This is a genomic window from Nocardia sp. NPDC023733, from assembly GCF_040639775.1.
Classification (GTDB): domain Bacteria; phylum Actinomycetota; class Actinomycetes; order Mycobacteriales; family Mycobacteriaceae; genus Nocardia; species Nocardia rosealba.
In genome coordinates this window covers 139,894-155,744 of the sequence record NZ_JBFAAN010000005.1, presented here as the reverse complement: position 1 = coordinate 155,744, position 15,851 = coordinate 139,894, and the positions used below count along the sequence as shown (strand labels likewise).

General features: G+C 63.9%; 18 protein-coding genes and 1 pseudogene. 10 read left to right on the top strand and 9 right to left on the bottom strand.

Translation table 11 applies throughout. The features are described 5' to 3' along the window. Positions 1-25: 25 nt before the first annotated feature. Positions 26-880, top strand: coding sequence for a dienelactone hydrolase family protein (locus AB0F86_RS20965; RefSeq protein WP_356984933.1), 855 nt, complete (start codon positions 26-28; stop codon positions 878-880). A gap of 160 nt (positions 881-1,040) precedes the next feature. On the opposite strand, the gene AB0F86_RS20960 is transcribed toward AB0F86_RS20965, so the two are convergent. From AB0F86_RS20960 to AB0F86_RS20945, 4 genes are read right to left on the bottom strand one after another with little or no spacing between them, the layout of a single operon-like run. Then, positions 1,041-2,189 (bottom strand): RDD family protein, encoded by a 1,149-nt coding sequence (locus AB0F86_RS20960; protein WP_356984934.1) that lies wholly within the window; start codon positions 2,187-2,189, stop codon positions 1,041-1,043. Positions 2,190-2,192: 3 nt separating this feature from the next. After that, on the bottom strand, positions 2,193-2,843 hold the full coding sequence (locus tag AB0F86_RS20955) for a hypothetical protein (RefSeq protein ID WP_356984935.1): 651 nt from the start codon (positions 2,841-2,843) through the stop codon (positions 2,193-2,195). Position 2,844: 1 nt separating this feature from the next. Next, positions 2,845-4,116 carry a hypothetical protein gene (locus AB0F86_RS20950; protein WP_356984936.1) on the bottom strand — a complete coding sequence of 424 codons (1,272 nt, stop codon included), beginning with the start codon at positions 4,114-4,116 and terminating at the stop codon, positions 2,845-2,847. Further along, positions 4,113-4,433: a hypothetical protein gene (locus AB0F86_RS20945; protein WP_356984937.1), complete on the bottom strand. Its 321-nt coding sequence runs from the start codon at positions 4,431-4,433 to the stop codon at positions 4,113-4,115. Before AB0F86_RS20945 ends, AB0F86_RS20950 begins: the two co-directional genes overlap by 4 nt. 420 nt (positions 4,434-4,853) lie before the next feature. Here AB0F86_RS20945 and AB0F86_RS20940 point away from each other — a divergent pair, with 420 nt between their 5' ends. From AB0F86_RS20940 to AB0F86_RS20905, 8 genes and pseudogenes are all read left to right on the top strand, one after another. Further along, positions 4,854-5,396: a DUF3558 domain-containing protein gene (locus AB0F86_RS20940; RefSeq protein ID WP_356984938.1), complete on the top strand. Its 543-nt coding sequence runs from the start codon at positions 4,854-4,856 to the stop codon at positions 5,394-5,396. Positions 5,397-5,427: 31 nt separating this feature from the next. Beyond that, on the top strand, positions 5,428-5,934 hold the full coding sequence (locus AB0F86_RS20935) for a hypothetical protein (protein WP_356984939.1): 507 nt from the start codon (positions 5,428-5,430) through the stop codon (positions 5,932-5,934). Continuing rightward, the gene (locus AB0F86_RS20930; protein WP_356984940.1) at positions 5,931-7,091 is read left to right on the top strand and encodes a hypothetical protein; all 1,161 of its coding nucleotides are present in this window, start codon (positions 5,931-5,933) and stop codon (positions 7,089-7,091) included. Before AB0F86_RS20935 ends, AB0F86_RS20930 begins: the two co-directional genes overlap by 4 nt. Next, positions 7,088-7,873, top strand: coding sequence for an ESX secretion-associated protein EspG (locus AB0F86_RS20925; RefSeq protein ID WP_356984941.1), 786 nt, complete (start codon positions 7,088-7,090; stop codon positions 7,871-7,873). The genes AB0F86_RS20930 and AB0F86_RS20925 overlap by 4 nt, the downstream gene beginning before the upstream one ends. A gap of 55 nt (positions 7,874-7,928) precedes the next feature. After that, on the top strand, positions 7,929-8,246 hold the full coding sequence (locus tag AB0F86_RS20920) for a hypothetical protein (RefSeq protein ID WP_356984942.1): 318 nt from the start codon (positions 7,929-7,931) through the stop codon (positions 8,244-8,246). Beyond that, positions 8,243-9,865, top strand: a complete 1,623-nt coding sequence (locus AB0F86_RS20915; protein ID WP_356984943.1) for a WXG100 family type VII secretion target — start codon at positions 8,243-8,245, stop codon at positions 9,863-9,865. The genes AB0F86_RS20920 and AB0F86_RS20915 overlap by 4 nt, the downstream gene beginning before the upstream one ends. 104 nt (positions 9,866-9,969) lie before the next feature. After that, entirely contained in the window at positions 9,970-10,395 is a 426-nt protein-coding gene (locus AB0F86_RS20910; protein ID WP_356984944.1) for a hypothetical protein, read from the top strand. A gap of 88 nt (positions 10,396-10,483) precedes the next feature. Beyond that, positions 10,484-10,693, top strand: a pseudogene (locus AB0F86_RS20905) (serine/threonine protein kinase); the annotation flags it as partial. A 146-nt stretch (positions 10,694-10,839) separates the two neighbouring features. Here AB0F86_RS20905 and AB0F86_RS20900 read toward each other — a convergent pair. From AB0F86_RS20900 to AB0F86_RS20880, 5 genes are all read right to left on the bottom strand, one after another. Further along, positions 10,840-11,289: a hypothetical protein gene (locus AB0F86_RS20900; RefSeq protein ID WP_356984945.1), complete on the bottom strand. Its 450-nt coding sequence runs from the start codon at positions 11,287-11,289 to the stop codon at positions 10,840-10,842. A 50-nt stretch (positions 11,290-11,339) separates the two neighbouring features. After that, positions 11,340-13,031 (bottom strand): hypothetical protein, encoded by a 1,692-nt coding sequence (locus AB0F86_RS20895; protein WP_356984946.1) that lies wholly within the window; start codon positions 13,029-13,031, stop codon positions 11,340-11,342. 28 nt (positions 13,032-13,059) lie between these two features. Beyond that, positions 13,060-13,386, bottom strand: a complete 327-nt coding sequence (locus AB0F86_RS20890) for a hypothetical protein (protein WP_356984947.1) — start codon at positions 13,384-13,386, stop codon at positions 13,060-13,062. Positions 13,387-13,472: 86 nt separating this feature from the next. Continuing rightward, positions 13,473-13,781, bottom strand: a complete 309-nt coding sequence (locus tag AB0F86_RS20885) for a DUF6802 family protein (protein ID WP_225281972.1) — start codon at positions 13,779-13,781, stop codon at positions 13,473-13,475. Between the two features lie 91 nt (positions 13,782-13,872). Further along, positions 13,873-14,064, bottom strand: a complete 192-nt coding sequence (locus tag AB0F86_RS20880; RefSeq protein ID WP_181701284.1) for a PspC domain-containing protein — start codon at positions 14,062-14,064, stop codon at positions 13,873-13,875. 144 nt (positions 14,065-14,208) lie between these two features. Between AB0F86_RS20880 and AB0F86_RS20875 the strand changes: the two genes are divergently transcribed. Further along, positions 14,209-15,849 (top strand): ABC-F family ATP-binding cassette domain-containing protein, encoded by a 1,641-nt coding sequence (locus AB0F86_RS20875; RefSeq protein ID WP_356984948.1) that lies wholly within the window; start codon positions 14,209-14,211, stop codon positions 15,847-15,849. Positions 15,850-15,851 lie beyond the last annotated feature (2 nt).

Below are 15,851 nucleotides of genomic sequence, written 5' to 3'. Positions count from 1 at the left end.
CTACTGATCGGCTAGTCTTCACGCCGTGTCGGACTCCGTGAAATCGCTCCTGAGCACCCTGTCCATGCGCGGTCCTCACCGGGTGCTGCGTGGCAATCTCGGCATCGCCGGCCAACCCGGCGTCGTCTATACCCCGGAGTCCGGGCTGAACCTGCCTGCCGTCGCGTTCGCGCACAGCTGGCTGACCAGCGCCGAGAACTACAAGGGCCTGCTCGAGCACATCGCGTCGTGGGGTTTCGTGGTCGCCGCCCCCGACACCGAACGCGGACCGATCCCGTCACACCTCGACCTCGCCACCGACCTGCTCACCACCCTCGACATCGTGAGCAAGGTCCGCCTCGGCGACGGAACCATCAGCGTCCACCCCGACCGCCTCGCCCTGGCCGGTCACGGCATGGGCGCGGGCGCCGCCGTGATCGCCGCCGCCCAGCGCCCCGTCGCCACCGTCGCCGCCCTCTTCCCCGCGCCCACCTCCCCCACCGCGGAGCACATCGCCCCCGACCTCGACCTCCCCGCCCTCATCCTCACCGGCGACGACGTCGACTCCCTCAACTCCAACGCCCGTCCCCTGGCCACCGCCTGGTCGGGCCCCTGCCTCCTGCGCCGCCTCGACGGCGCCACCCCCAACGGCATCATCGAAGGCCGCCGCCTCTTCGCCGCCCTCGGCGCAGGTCGCTACGAATACAAAACCGACAAGGCCACCCGAGCCCTGCTCACCGGCTACCTCCTCACCACCCTCCTGGGCGAGAAGAAATACAAACCCTTCGCCGACCCCGAAGCCGCCATCCCCCACACCACGGTCATCGACCCCCACGCCGAGGTCGAGGTGGAAACCCCGAAACTGTCCGTCGGCACGATCGCCAAGCTCATCAAGGGCTGACAAGCCGCGCGACGGTGCTTCGACGTTGGACAAGTATCGGGTGGCGGGTGGCTACCGCGAACGCGCGCCATTTCGAGCACATCCCCGGGCTCGATATATGTGAAGTGTGTTCTGCTGAACTCGCCGAACCGGACAGTGGCGGTCGCGTCATCCTTGCGAGCTAGCAACGTCCAGCCAGATCCGCTCGGCGCACCGCGGGCAGGAAGTAATCCTGGACCCGGTCCGGTCCCGGCGCATCTATCCCGATCAGCGCGGCCGGTACCGCGAATGCCAAATAGAGGTCGACCAACCACACCGCAAGCAGCCGCCCGAAACCCGGATGTGTGCCGTCGTCCGGCCGGACAACGCAAAGACCGAACACTGCCTTGCCGACCGTCGTGTGAAAGATCGCCTGAACAATGACGCGGTCGAACACCGATGCCACCACCCAGCCCGCAGCGGCAACCCCCGGACTGAAGCTCAGCGACGCCCAATCGAGCTGGACGGCGGGACCGAGCGCGAACTCGGTGCCGACGACGATTGCCGCTCCGAACCCGACCCCGGCATGTAGGACCCAATCGAGAGCAAAAGCCAACACGCGCCGGGCCGAAAGACTTCCGCCTTCCCCGGAAGGGACGAGAGGCGCGGTCTGCTGCGGCAGTCCTCGGGAGGGCTTGACGAACACCCGTCCTCCCACGCGCTTCAGCTCGTGTGGGGTGTTCGTCGGCAGAGCTTCTCGCCGATCTGCCACGCTGTCGTGACCGCGGAACGACCATCGTGGCGCCGGATGAGATTTCGAAACGTACGCGTACCGGAGGTCTGCTCCACCCGGTCGGGATATCACTCCATACCGCTTGGGGTCACCGGCAAACCAGACCTCGGTTGTCCGATGATCAACAAGTTTGCCGATGTCCTTCGGCCATGTGCTCAACAGCAGAGAGGAAACCGGCTGCTTGTCGCGGTCGAGGAGTTCTACCCACTCGTAACGCCCGGTAGTCAGGTAGTTCACCGGCCACGACACCCACGGATACCGTTTCAACGCACGACGCCTTCTCCGGTGTATCCACAGCAGAGCTCCGCCGAAGATCAGGCCGACCGTCATACCTACAGCCGCAACATTGCGGCACAAGCCGACAAGCGCCGACAGACCGGCGGGCTCGATTCCCCGGCCACCATCGATCAGCACGATCGTGACAACCAGGCACGAGACACCGAACAGCAGCAGTGCCCAACGAATGGCCCTACCTTTCCGCATCGCCTCTTTCGTTGCGGACAGTTGTATTGCCGACATCGGCGCAGAAGTGCTGTGGGACATGGTAAAACGCTTCACGCCTTAGAGCTTCAACGAAAAAGCAGTCGTTGTTCGAAAGGTACTGTCGAACTCGATCGATGCGGCCACCGCGACCACCGGAAGCAGGTATTCCGCGCCGTCTTGCACGAATGACGTCGACAGTTCTACGGCGGCGATCGCAGAGCCGTCCGGAGACGACACTATCGCTTCGATTTGATAGATCTCTTGCTCCTCGCCTTCATAGTTGGCGAGATCGGGAGTCGGAACAGGCCGGATGCGGTCCAACATGAGGATCAATCGCCCGGACACTTCGAGGAACTCGGCGTTGGCGAACCTTTCTCCGCCGCGCTGCCTACCGGACAGAACGCTACCGAGAGTCAGTCGCGGACTCTGCTCGGCGCCATAGTCTGCCAATGTGATGGTCAATGTCGAGGAGATCTGCCGACCGTCGGTCGAGAGATGCGTACCGAGGCCGCAATAGACGACGTTGTACTGTGCGAGGCGCCCCATCAGCACCTTCAGCGCTTGGAGAACTTTTGGGGCTGCCGAGCTCAACATCCCGGGATCCAGGGATGCAAAGAGAGATTCCGTCAGTGCGACGGATTCTTCGATCGTGTCGAGTGGAAGTTCGGCATATCCCTGCGGTATGTCGACCGTCACCGAAATATCTGCTGGTACTTCAGCTGTCACCATCTCAATCTCCCACCATGGGATCGAGCATGGCGGACACGGCTTTGCCGGAACGGGCGAAGATGTCAACCGCCTCTAGACCGGATACAGACGCATGCGGCCCTGCGGCACCTGTCAGTTGCAAGACTTTCGTTGCGGCACCATCGAGCGCCAACGCCTCGGCGACCTTCGTGCCGCCGAGCGCACCGACGATCTTCGAAGACAGCAGTGGCTCACTCGTGACCGCATTGTAGGCGGCCGCTCCGAATCTTTCTCCGACACCAACGGTCTGAGCGGCGTGAGCGCCCGCAGCGATCGCGTCGCCACCTTTGAATAGATTCATTCCCACCTTCGCGGCGGAAATCCCGGCTCCGCCGACCGGCGCAATGCCCAGCGCGTCGATTCCGACTTTCTTCCAGGCGTCGAGCTCCCCATTTGCCAAACCTTGGCGGATATTCGGGTCAGACAGGTCGAGTGCGAGTAGACCGCCGGTCGCTGCGGCCGCCACAGCGAATCCGATGATGTTGACGGGAGGAGGCGTGCACACCGCGACGACACTGCCGACCGCCGCGACAATCGATAACGCTTGGTGGATTCCCTCTCGATGCTCGTCGATCCACTCACCCAGAGACTCGACCGCATCCGCGATACGGTCCCAAATGCTCTTGTCGGGAGGGCTCGGGGCGAATTGCTTTCCGACAGCGTCCAACTCGCTGGCGATGCGGCGTGCAAGAGCATCGTGGATCGTCTCGAGTTCCCGTGCGCGAGTGATGACAGAGTCGATCTTCGATTGCCACTCGTTGACGGAGCTGGTCGCGGAGTTCACCTTCGCCGTCGCGGCGTCCAGGCGAGTTTGGGCAGCTTGAAGACTCTCCGCATCGGCGAAGCTCTGATTCGCCAGCGCGAGGTCTGGGTTGGACTTGGCTTGATTCAACGTGGTGACGGCCTGCGCGTGCTGCCCTCTGGCCTCCGCGGCTTCGGTTTCCAACCCTTTCGCGGTCTCTTGAAAGCTTATGAGGTTGGTGTGCCATTCCTGAATCAGCGCGACAGCCTTCTCGAGCGATGCCTGCGCATACCCGAGATCTTGAGCAAGGGTGGCATCGAAGTTTGCCCGGAACGCGTTGCCTGCGTCACCCTTCCAGGCATCATCATTGCTGTTGCGGAGCCGTGTCAGCAGTGTATTGGTCTCTTTGATCGCCTCGCACGAAGAGTTGATCTTCGTCTGCAATCCGGCGACGTCGCCGACTGCGCCGGGTACTGGGTTGAAACCAAGGTTCGGATACGGATTCGTCGTCACACCTTCTCCTGTCCCTCGATGGTGGAGTTCGCGTCCGCTAACGCCTTTGAGAAGGCTGTGTCCGTGGCTTTATAGGCTTCGAGACACTTGGATATACCCTGCGCTGTGACCACAGCCGATTCGCCGATGCGTTCTATGCCGTACTTCCATCTGGTCTGAAAGCTGTCGGCAGCAGCATTCAGCTCCTTGTTGCCAATGTCTTTGTGGCTGTCGTCGGACATGGCTGCCATTGCGTCGTTCAGGACCTGCTCGGCAGTGTTCAGCGCCTGGACTGCCTTGGTCAGGACGTCGATGTCGACACTCAGCACACCAGCCATAGAAACTCCCCACCCCGCATCGACTCGCAGCTGGACGACAGATGCTGCTCGAAGTTTGCATAGTATCAACGCGCTGGGACCCCTTCCAGACCGTGTGGAACACAGCCCTGTCCGCGCTTGCCGACTACCGAGACGAACACGGCGATGTCCTGGCCCGTCCCCAAACTATGTCCCCGCGAGCGGATTTCACCTGCTGACTGGCTGGCCACCCGGCGGGGCGAACATCGTCAGGGCACCTTGGCTCCGGATCGGTGCCGCGAGCTGTGGGCACTGGGTGTCGACCTCGCATGATCAGTATCTGTACCCGCTCCGCCACAGATGCGCCCCGACTATTCTGACCGGTAGAGTCGGGCCGATCGTGGCGGGGAGTCCGCGGTCGCGCCGACAGGAGGGAAAGCACTCATGAGCCGACGGTCTGTCATGTCTGCCGGGCTGGTTGTCATCGCCCTGCTGGTCGGGGCCTGTGGAACCGATGAACCGGGCGACGATGTGGCCGCCGCGCCGACGTCGACCGATGTGCCGTTGCCGACCGGGTTCGATGGGTGCAACCTGCCGCAGTCGGTGATCGATGCGGAGCAGTTGAAGAAGGGGCGCGAGGACAAGACCTGGAATTCGCCGGGGACCACGAGGAAGTGGCTGGGCTGCTCGTGGCTACAGAGCGATGGATTCACGGCCAACATCACGGTGACGACGATCACCGGACAGCAGATCCTGGAAAGTCCCAGCTCCAAATGGACCATCGGCGAACAAGGAACAATCGGCGGACGATCGACCGTCGCGTACTGGTTGCCGGCGGAGCAGCCGATGGAACACTGCACCCTCAACGTCGAGATGCGTGGCGGCGGCATGGAAATCGGCATCTCCAATCAGCCATCGGCGCGGAAGTCGAAGGGCAGGAATGCCTGCGATATCGCGACGTCATTGGCCGAGATGCTGGCACCGACGATCACGGACGGCATGTAGCGGGACCAGAACGAACAGGGAGGGAGAGGCGATGACTGGGACATCACCGCTGGGGTCACTGATCGAACAGGCGAAGAACGGTGCGCTGACCGTGGGGTTCAGCGACAACATCGTTGTCAACGCCGAGGAGTTCGCCTACATCGAACGTGACTGCGAGGCCTTCAAGGGTGAGATCCGACGACTTCAAGACGCTGCACGGCAGATATCTCTACGTGAGAACTGGGGTCTCGGTGAGAACCACGAACGCCTGACATCCGCCCAGACCCTGGTCGGCCGGTTCCGTGGCAAAGCCAAGATCGTCGACCCAGCCAGGGATTCCGACAACAACGTCTACGACATCCTGGATCAGCACTACAAGATCGCCGACGACATCCAGATCCTGCATCGCACGATCGCCCAGAAGTTCCGCGAGAGCGACGCCGAATTCGCAGCCGCCTACGACAGCAAACTCGCCGACATGCCCGCCAGCCCGATCAACGCACCGTTCACCGGCAAGATCGAGCCGGGCACCACGGTCATCCAGGTGGGTCAGTCATGACGGGTACCGAAGAACCCAAGATCGCCACGAGAGAGAACCCCGGCAACTTCGAGCACTCGGATATCTTTCAAGCGTTCAGCCCCCTCGACCCCACCACCGCGCAGCAGTCGGCCCAGGAATACACGATGCTGGCGCACGGCTGGAACAACGCGGTCGAGTATTTCGCCGCACGCATCAAGCATTCCAGTCAGGCGGCGTGGGAAGGTGCCGCGGCGGAGGCCTCACGCACCGCGATCTCGAACTACACCACCCGCGCCCTCGAGCTGTCGCCCGCCCTGAATGCCCTCGCCACCGAGGTGACACGGGCGGCGAACGGGGTCGTGATGACCAAACAGCAAGTCCACGAGCCCAAGAACCGCCGTGACGACGACGAGTGGCTCGGACGATTCGCGGATTGGGTCACCGACGGCCCCCGGTCGAAAGAGAGCCGGGATGCGGCCACAGCCGAAGCGCGGGAGGCGATGCGGCTCAACTACGTCGACAGGTTCACCGAGTCGGACGGCAAGATCCCGGTCTTTCCTGCGGCGGTGAACCCGGCGAGCCCGCTGTACTCCTTCGATCCAGCAAGCAATCCCGGCGGCGATGGATCCAGCAGTGGCCCGAACTCGGACGCACCGGCCACCTCGGTGCCCGCGACCACAACCCCGGCCACCGATCAGCCCGCCACCACGGATCCCGGCGCCACCGACGACGAATCCCCCGGCAGTTCGACCGACGACTCCACCAGCGGCGACCCCGGCACCGATGACTCGACGACGCCCGCTTCGACCACGCCCGACTCCCCGGCGACCACACCGACCTCTACCTCGCCTGCGGGAACTAGTACTCCTGGTTCCGGATCGCCCGGCACAGGATCCCCCGGCGGCGCGGGAACGCCGGGCGGCGGATCGCCGTCGGTCCCTGGCCCCGGCAGAGCGACACCAGGTACCCCCTCGGCGGGCGGCGCGGCGGCCGTCGCCGCGGGCACCGGCGCCGGAGCGGGCCGAGGAATGCCGGGCATGATGGGCGGCATGGGGGCGCCCGGTGCCCGTGGTGGACAAGACGACGAGTCCACCCACGACATCCCGGAATGGCTCAGGAACGCCAAGAACACCGAGGAACTGCTCGGTGAACTCCCCAAGACCTTGCCGGGCGGTGTGATCGGTGCCGACGAATGACCGAATGGACCTGGGACCCCGATGATTTCGCCGCGCTGTGGTTCAGCCCCGGCCGCGACAGATTCCCCTTTCCGCTCAGCTACACCAGTCGTTTCGCCTGGCTCGAGGATGTAGACCAGCACAACGCGGCCGTACGTGCGCGCTACGACATCGATGAGCACGAACTCATCGAACTCGCCTTCCACACCCTCACCCACGCCCGACTGCGGGTCGAGATCCTTGGCGATTCCGATGCGATCGCCAAGGGCACCACCAAGGAGTACCGCGTCATCGGCGCCCGCACCGCACACCACGCGGTCCTGCTCACCCAAACGGCGACGACCGACGGAGTGGCCGAACGCATCCGCTGCCGACTGCTCAGGCCGGAACAACTGCCCGGCCGCCTGTCCTGGATCGTCCCCGAGTGCCCGGCGGGTCGCAGCGCCGCCGACATCTTCCACCTCGAAGACCTGACCGCACGCACTCGCCGTTCGGACACCTGGACCACCACACCCAGCCAACGTTTCGACCAGTTCATCAACCGCCCCCGCCACGGTTCCGCCTGGGCCCGACTACGAGCCGAACCGTTCACCGACGGCCAGGAACCGTGGTTCAGCGCCCGCTGGTTGGACGTCAAAGATGACGGCCGCTACCTGATACAACGCAACCGCGAGCACCTCGAGCTGCGCCCGATCGGCGCCGACGGCTTGACCACGCTGTTCACGAACTGGATCGACCGCGCCCTCACCCGTATACAAGAGCAGGCCGAACCAGCTGTTCCGGCTCCGTGGGCCGGGCTGTAACAAGACAACGAGGTAGCCGACACCGGACGGCGACGAACAACAAGGGAGGGTCCCGATGGGGAGTCATGTCAGGGTCGATCCAGATCTGCTGCGCACGCTCGGGGGGCATCTCACCACTTCGGCAGGCACGATCAAGACACTCAACAAGGAAGTCAGCGGGTGGTCTTTCACCGCTAAGCAAGCTGGACGCGGCTACGGGGACGAAGGCACCAAGTTCGGCGCCGAGATCGGGAACATCGGCGCGTGGTTGACGCACTGGGAGACCGCGATCGCCAAGTCCGGCAGCACTTATACAACTAGTGCGAACACCTACTCAGCCGTCGACGATGCCAACGTCACCAAGTTCAAAGCACAAGGGGTGAATCTCGGATGACCTGGTCAGCGAACGAAGCGGGCGTTGTCACCGAAGGAAAGATCAACTCCGACTGGGAACACAACGTCTCGAAGTCCGCCGGGAATGCCGACAAGATTCTCGATGACGGCGACGACGGCCTCGAGTATTTCGAAAACTACCTCCCGCTGTATCGGAAGTGCCTCGAAAAGTATAACTTGGGCAGAGCTGATATCGCGGCACGGGAACTCGATCATTTCTATGCACTCTATGACAAAGAACGCGATATGGATATCGAAGCCATCGAGCGCATGGCGACCCTGCTCGCGTCCACCCTTCCCAAACTCTCCACTGAGCTGCAGAAACAACAGACCCAACGCAACGCCGTACAGAACATCTGGCAAGGCGACGCGGGTGATGCCGCCTTCAATATGATCAACGAGCAGGTTCGACGCGCCGAAGCGGACTACAACAATGCTCAGATCGCCTCTCGTGAGCTGAGCGAGCTCGCAACCGCGCTTCGTACTATTGTGACGGAGAAAGCTACGGACGTCAAAGGTTATTACCGGCCCGCAGGCACTGCGGACTTCACGATGGAAGGCCGCAGCGAAGAGTTCCTGCTACAGACAATCAAGAACTGTGTCGACACTGCAGATGATGTCCAATATCAGATGGACTTCCTGCGCAACGTATTCGTCCCGCAGGTCGAAGCAACTGTCCTCCATTTCGAGGAGGTCTGCAAAGAAACCTCCACCGTCATCAGCGAGGCTTTCAAGCAAGCCACCGCCGCACTCGGCAACGTCGAGGCGCTCGCGTATCCGATGCCAACGGATTCCCCCGCACCGGCAACTCCCGAGAACGCAGTACCCAATACTGGCAAGCCCAACGGGGACGATAACGCATCGACCGGAGGGAAACCCAACACGAATACCGACGACGATACGAAGACCGACACCGCCGGATTGAAGAATACGACAACAACCGACGATCCCGACGACGACGACAAAGACGACGACTCGTCCACAGATCTGAGCAACTTGCTGTCCACGGTCTCGAGTGGGCTGTCCACATTGAGCTCCGTGGCCAGCGAGTTGTCGAGCCTGACCTCGGGATCGACGGATTCGGCCGAATCGATCGCCCAATCGATCGGCACGGGCCTCAGTTCGCTCGGCACTTCGATCACCACCGGAATCGAACAGCTGAGCTCGTTGTTCAGTGGGAACAGCACTACCGAATTCAGTATCGCCGGAACGACACTCAGCTTGACGACCGGCGAAGACGGACAGCTCAAGCTCACTACGACCGACTCCACCGGCACGGCACACGAATACGGCCTTACTCTCAACGAGAACGGTGTCCCGGTCGTCACCGACAACACCTCGTCCGGCGCAGTCGGCACCGGCGAGCCTTCCTCGTCCAGCAGCCAGGCCCCCGCCGCACCCGAAGATGCCGGAACACTATCCGGCGCAACACCGAATCCCACCGGCTCACTGAATGCCCGCGGCCAGGAAGCCGAGAACAACCCTGGCAGCTACAGCGGCGCCCCCGCATGGACCGCCACCGACGAACCCGACAACGAACACCACCCCACCACTCCCGGTACCGGCCAGCCAGGCCCCGGAGAGTCCGGTGCACAGCTGGCAGAGGCAGGTCCCCTGTGAGTAACTCCCCCATCGAAGACCTTGTCGCCGAACACCTCCGCCGTGTCCGCATGCTCCGAGCAGAATTCGACGACGAGCGTGCCCGCTTGCAAGCCACAGGGGACATGCTGCTCGCCGCCGCCCGAGCCGAGGAGCAACGAGCCGCAGAGCAAACCTCCGCAGCGAAGGAAGCTGTCCCCCAGCCTGAATTGCCCGTCAACGACGAGACCGCCCGCCAGGAAGCAGAACAACATCGATGGGTGGCGATGCCGGCCAACAGTTCGCATCAGTCGACACCGGTTGACGACGGCACTCGCGCGGTGTCCCAGCCCGTGCAACACGTCGTCACCGCCGAGCCGGCTGCGTACACTCCCGAATCTCCGCCCCTGGACGACGAGACCGCTCGCCGCGAAGCCGAATTGCGCGAAGCTCGCGAAGCAATCGCCCGTTCCGCCGCCGCACGGCGAGCAGCCGAGGTCGTCGAACCCGTCGACTACGACGGCTACGACCAGGAAAGCGAGTATTTCCGCGGTCGTAGTTGGCTCGGATGAACGTACAGAGAAGGATAGAAGTGGATACCTAAGGGACTTCGGGAAGTTCGCGGGGTACGGGATCGAGCGAGTTCTCGGGCGAGGCGGGATGGGCACCGTGTATCTCGCCAGGCATCCGAGGCTGCCGCGGCTGGTGGCGCTCGAGATCCTCAATTAGGACCTGCTGGGAGACAATGCAATTCGGCAACGGTTCGAGCGTGAAGCCGATCTGGTCGCGCAACTCGAGCACCCGAACATCGTCTCGGTGCAGGATCGTGGACTGGAGGGAGACAACCTCTGGATCGCCATGCAGTATGTCGCCAGCTGCGACGCGGGCGCACCGGGCACTGTCGAACCCGCGCGGGCCACGCCTATCAAGTCGTTCCCCTCGTCAGCGGTCCACAGTCGGCCCGTCCCGTACCCTCGCACCGGCCATGCCGAGGCGAATCATCACGATATGCAGGATCAGTCCAGCCAGGTCGAACGTCGGTAGTACTCGGATTCCTGGTCGTAGTCACCATCGGAGGGGGCGACGACCGAGCGCGCTTCCCTCGCTGCCCGCGCTCGCGCCACGGCGGCGCGGATCTCGGCCTGGCGCTGCTGCTCAGGTGTCAGGGTCGGGTCGGGGTCTGCGGGGAAGACCGGAGGCGGCGGTGGGGCCACAGCGCGGGCAAAGGGCTGGATGCGCTCCTCCTGCACCTCATGTGAATCAGGCTGTGGCTCAGCGATTTCGGCTTCGGCCGCCTCCTGTGCAAGCAATTCGACCACTTCATCGAAGCGTCGGGCCGCATTGGCAGCTACCTGCTGTGCGCGAATTTCCGTCTGCCGGTCGATCTCATCGAGTTCTTCTCGCAGCATGACCGAGCGGCGATGGGTCTCGGCCGCGATCTGCTCGAACTCCGCCGCGTAGTCCACGATCGATCATTCTCCCGACGTCCGGCGCGATCCGCCAGCTCTGTTCCTGCTCACAGCGGGCCCGCCTCGGCCAGAACCGCGCCACTGTCACCCGGGTTGCTTGCCTGGTGGTCCTCGACGCTCGGGATGTGTTCACCGTCGGTCTCTTGTTGCTGGGACCGTGGACCGACCGGAACGCCGCCGGCCACCGAACCCGAGGAGGGATCGCCCGCACCGACTTCGCTGGTCACCGGCGCATTCGTCAGGTCGGGAGTTTCGGACGTCGTGGCATCCGCGCCACCTCCCGCCCCCGTCCCCGCATCTTCGAGGCCCGCCGTGCCCTGTCCTGTCCCGGATTCCGGTGTCCCCGTGCCGAGTACACCCGCCTCGCCCTCGCCGGTCGAGCCGTCCGAACCGGACTCCGTGGTGACCACGGGAATTCCGTTCTCGTCCAAGGTCAGCCGATATTCGTTCGTCTGGCCGTCGACGCCTGTCGTCGTCAACGACAGGCCTTCCGCACCCGCCTGGATCGTCACCTTCGTATCGCCCAACTGGAACGACGCCTCGTGCTCTCCCGAGAACAGACTGCTCGCCTGCTCCGTCATCTGCTCGATGCCATCACTGATGGCGGTGCCGACCGATTCGACTGCAGAAGTCAACGAACTCCCGAGATCTCCGGTCAGTGCGCTCGACACCGTCGTGCCGAGTTCGCTGAGTGTGGTGGCAAGAGTAGTCAGCGCGGTGCTGGTTTCGGAACTGTCGTCGTCGGAGTCGTCGGTGTCCTGCGTCGTGGTCTTGACCGGTGACGAGGTGTCGCCCTTTTGCGTGCCCGCGGCACTGGTTTGGTCGTCCGAGTTCTGGCTGCCTTTGGCGGCACCGGCGGAACTACCGTCCGAGTTCTGGTTTCCTTTGGCTCCGGACTGGTCGCCCTTGGAGGGCTCCTCGACCGGTGCAGCAGCAACCCCCGCGACCGACGGATACGCACGCTCCTGGATCGCGTCGGCAAGCGCCTGGAGGTAGTTGTATTTGCCTTCGATGCCGGTTTGAGCAACGTTGCACTGGGCTCTGAAAACATCGAGCTTGTCGCTGTAGGCCTGCTTGAAGACCTCGTCCAGCCACTCTTTGCAGGTCTCCTTGACCGCCTGTTTCCACTCGTCGGAATGTCGCTCGACATCTTTGGTGCGATTTTCGATGCCGTCGAGGTCGGTCAACGTATTCAGCAGCATATCCGTGATATCGCCGGTCTTGCTGGCGTCGATGATCCGCCGGATATCGTCTGCGGGCATTTCTTTGACCGTGATCACCGTCTGCCCGCCCCGTTCACGGTATCCGGCCGCGATCTGCAGAACAGTCGTCGCTTTCTGCTCCACGATCTGCCGAAGGGTAGGCACTGCATCCGACATCGCGTTCGCAAGGGTCTGGACCGGATTGCGATCTTGTTCCGCGAACCCGACGATCTCGCGCAACCGCCCTATGCCGGCCTCTGCGGCCGCCCCCTGCCAGCTCGCCCCCAAACTGTTCGCCGTGGTCTGCTGCACACCTCGCTGTGTGTCGGCGACAGTGATCATCGCTTTCAGAGCATCCGCGGATGCCTGCATCTTGGCGAGATTCATCTCCCGCTCCTGGTCATAGGTCGCCTGAATCTTCAGCAGCGGCCAACCGAGGTCTGTGCCGAACGCCTCCTGATACAGCGGCAACAGCTGCTCGAAATAGAGGAGCCCCTTCGCGCCGTCGTCGAGAATCTGATCAACGGTCTTGGTCATCGCAGAACCTCCCGCCGCACGTCAGTGCTCACTTCGCTGCTGCCTGATCGAGGGCGCGCGCAGTGTTCTTGTCCACCTCGGCGTATTCCACCGTGGCCTTACCGATCGCGTCGGCGGTGGCTTCGACCGAAGTCGTCCACACCCTGAGCCAGGTGACAGCGCGGTCGAGACCTTGTGAGACCCGGACGCCGTAGGCCGCGTAGGCCCGACCTGCCTCGGTGCCGTCGCCCCAGTCGTTGTTCGCCACATTCTTTGCCGCCGTGCGCACTTCGGTCACGGTGGCCCTCAGGCTGCTGACCGATTTGTCCATCGCCGTCTTGTCGACGACGACACCGCCGGAAACCTGCGTACTCATCTCCCCCACCTCCGCGAACACACGGCGCCCGGATGACGCCTACCTACTTCGACGCGCGAACCCCTCCACCGGTTCCCACGAAAACCTCACTTTCCCAGATTCCCCTGATCCGTCTTCCTCCACTCCGACGTCCCATCCGGATGCCGGTGGTACTCCCACGCCGCATAGTCCCCGTCCTCCTCGATCACCGTCACGTGGTCGGCGAGGCCGTCCTCGTCGTAGTCGGACCAGATGGTGGTGGAGTTGGGGTCGGTGTGGGTGAGGGAGTCGGCTACGCCGTCGGCGTCGAGGTCTTGGGAGGGGGAGTTGAGTTCGACGGGGCCGAGGCTGTCGAGGGGTGTGTGCGCGTCGATGTCGGGTAGGCCGAAGCCGGGGATGTCGCCCGAGGTGACCATGGCTCCTCCTCAAACGGGAAACTCGCGGATGACGGCGCGGCGGAACTCCACCATCCTGTCATCCGCGAGCGGCTCACGGCCACGTCGGGTGTTATTTCTTGGGCATGATCAGCCACAGGATCAGGTAGAGCAGGAACTGGGGTCCGGGCAGCAGGCAGGAGGCGACGAAGGCGAGGCGAACGACGTTCGGGCTCCACCCGAAGTAGTCGGCGATGCCGCCGCAGACGCCTGCGATCATTTTGTCGCTGGTCGAGCGGGTGAAGCGGCGGGCGGGGGCAGTCATGATGGTGTGCCTTCCTGTCGAGCGGTGATGATTCAACTGTGCCCTCGCGTGCCGCTCCCGGCATCGGTCGACGGACCCATCCGCACCCTGATTTCGCACCACCCCATCTCAGGGTCACACCCTGAGATCGGGCAGACTCGAGCGGTGAGCACGACATTGCACGCCAGCGGCCTGTCCGCGGGACACGCCGAACGGACCCTGTTCGCCGACCTCGATTTCACCCTCGCCCCGGGCGATGTGATCGGGCTGGTCGGCGTGAACGGCGCGGGCAAGTCGACGCTGCTGCGTATGCTCGCCGAGCACGACGCGGGTGACGGGACGATCGCGCTGAGCCCGCCGGACGCCACCGTCGGCTACCTGGCGCAGGAACCGGAGCGCATCGAGGGCGAGACCGTGCTCGAATTCCTCTCCCGCCGAACGGGAGTGGCGCACGCGCAGCGGGTGATGGACGCGGCCGCCGAACGCCTCGGCGAAGGCGGAGACGACGACTACTCCCCCGCGCTGGAACACTGGCTCGCCCTCGGCGGCGCGGACCTGGAGCAGCGGGCCGAGGAGGTCGCGGCCGAACTCGGCCTCATCGATGGCCTGGCCGGTGGCCTTGACACCCCGATGACGGGCCTGTCGGGTGGCCAGGCGGCGCGCGCCGGGCTGGCGTCGGTGTTGTTGTCGCGCTTCGACATCCTGTTGCTCGACGAACCGACCAACGATCTCGACCTCGACGGCCTGGAACGGCTGGAACGTTTCGTCACCGGTGTGCGGGTGCCGCTGATGGTGATCAGCCACGATCGGGAGTTCTTGGCTCGCACCGTGAATCGTGTGCTGGAACTGGACCTGGCGCAGCAGCAGTACGGCATGTACGACGGTGGGTACGAGGCGTATCTGACCGAGCGCGAGATCGCCCGCAAACACGCTCGCGAGCAGTTCGACGAATTCGCCGACACCAAAGCGGGTTTGGAGGCACGCGCCCAGATGCAGCGCAACTGGCTCGAGCACGGTGTGCGCAATGCCCGGCGCAAAGGCAAGAACGACTCGGACAAGATGGGCCGTAAAACGCGCGCCGAATCCACCGAGAAGCAGGCGGCGAAGGCTCGGCAGACGCAGCGCCGCATCGAACGGCTCGAGGTGGTCGAGGAACCGCGCAAGGAGTGGGAGCTGCGGATGGAGATCGCCACCGCCCCGCGCAGTGGTGCGGTGGTTGCCACCGCGAACAACGCGACGGTGACCCGTGGCGAGTTCACGCTCGGACCGATCACCACCCAGATCGATTGGGCGGACCGGATCGTGCTCACCGGCGCCAACGGTTCGGGCAAGTCCACCCTGCTCGGGCTGCTGCTCGGCAAGATCGCTCCCGATTCCGGTTCTGCCGCTTTGGGTTCCGGTGTCGCCGTCGGTGAGGTGGACCAGGCGCGTGGGCTGTTCCGCGGCACCGACCGGCTGGTCGACACCTTCGGCGCGGCCATGCCCGAATGGCCCGACGCCGATGTCCGCACGCTGCTGGCCAAGTTCGGGCTGCGCGGTCCGCACGTGATCCGGGCGTGCGACACGCTCTCACCGGGCGAACGCACCCGCGCGGCCCTTGCCTTGCTCCAGGCGCGCGGGGTGAACCTGCTGGTCCTGGACGAACCGACCAACCACCTCGACCTGCCCGCCATCGAACAGCTCGAGCAGGCGGTCGAATCCTTCACGGGCACCCTGATTCTGGTGACGCACGACCGCCGCATGCTGGATTCTGTGCGAGCGACCCGCCGTTGGCACATGGCCGCCGGGCTGCTCACCGAGAAATAGGA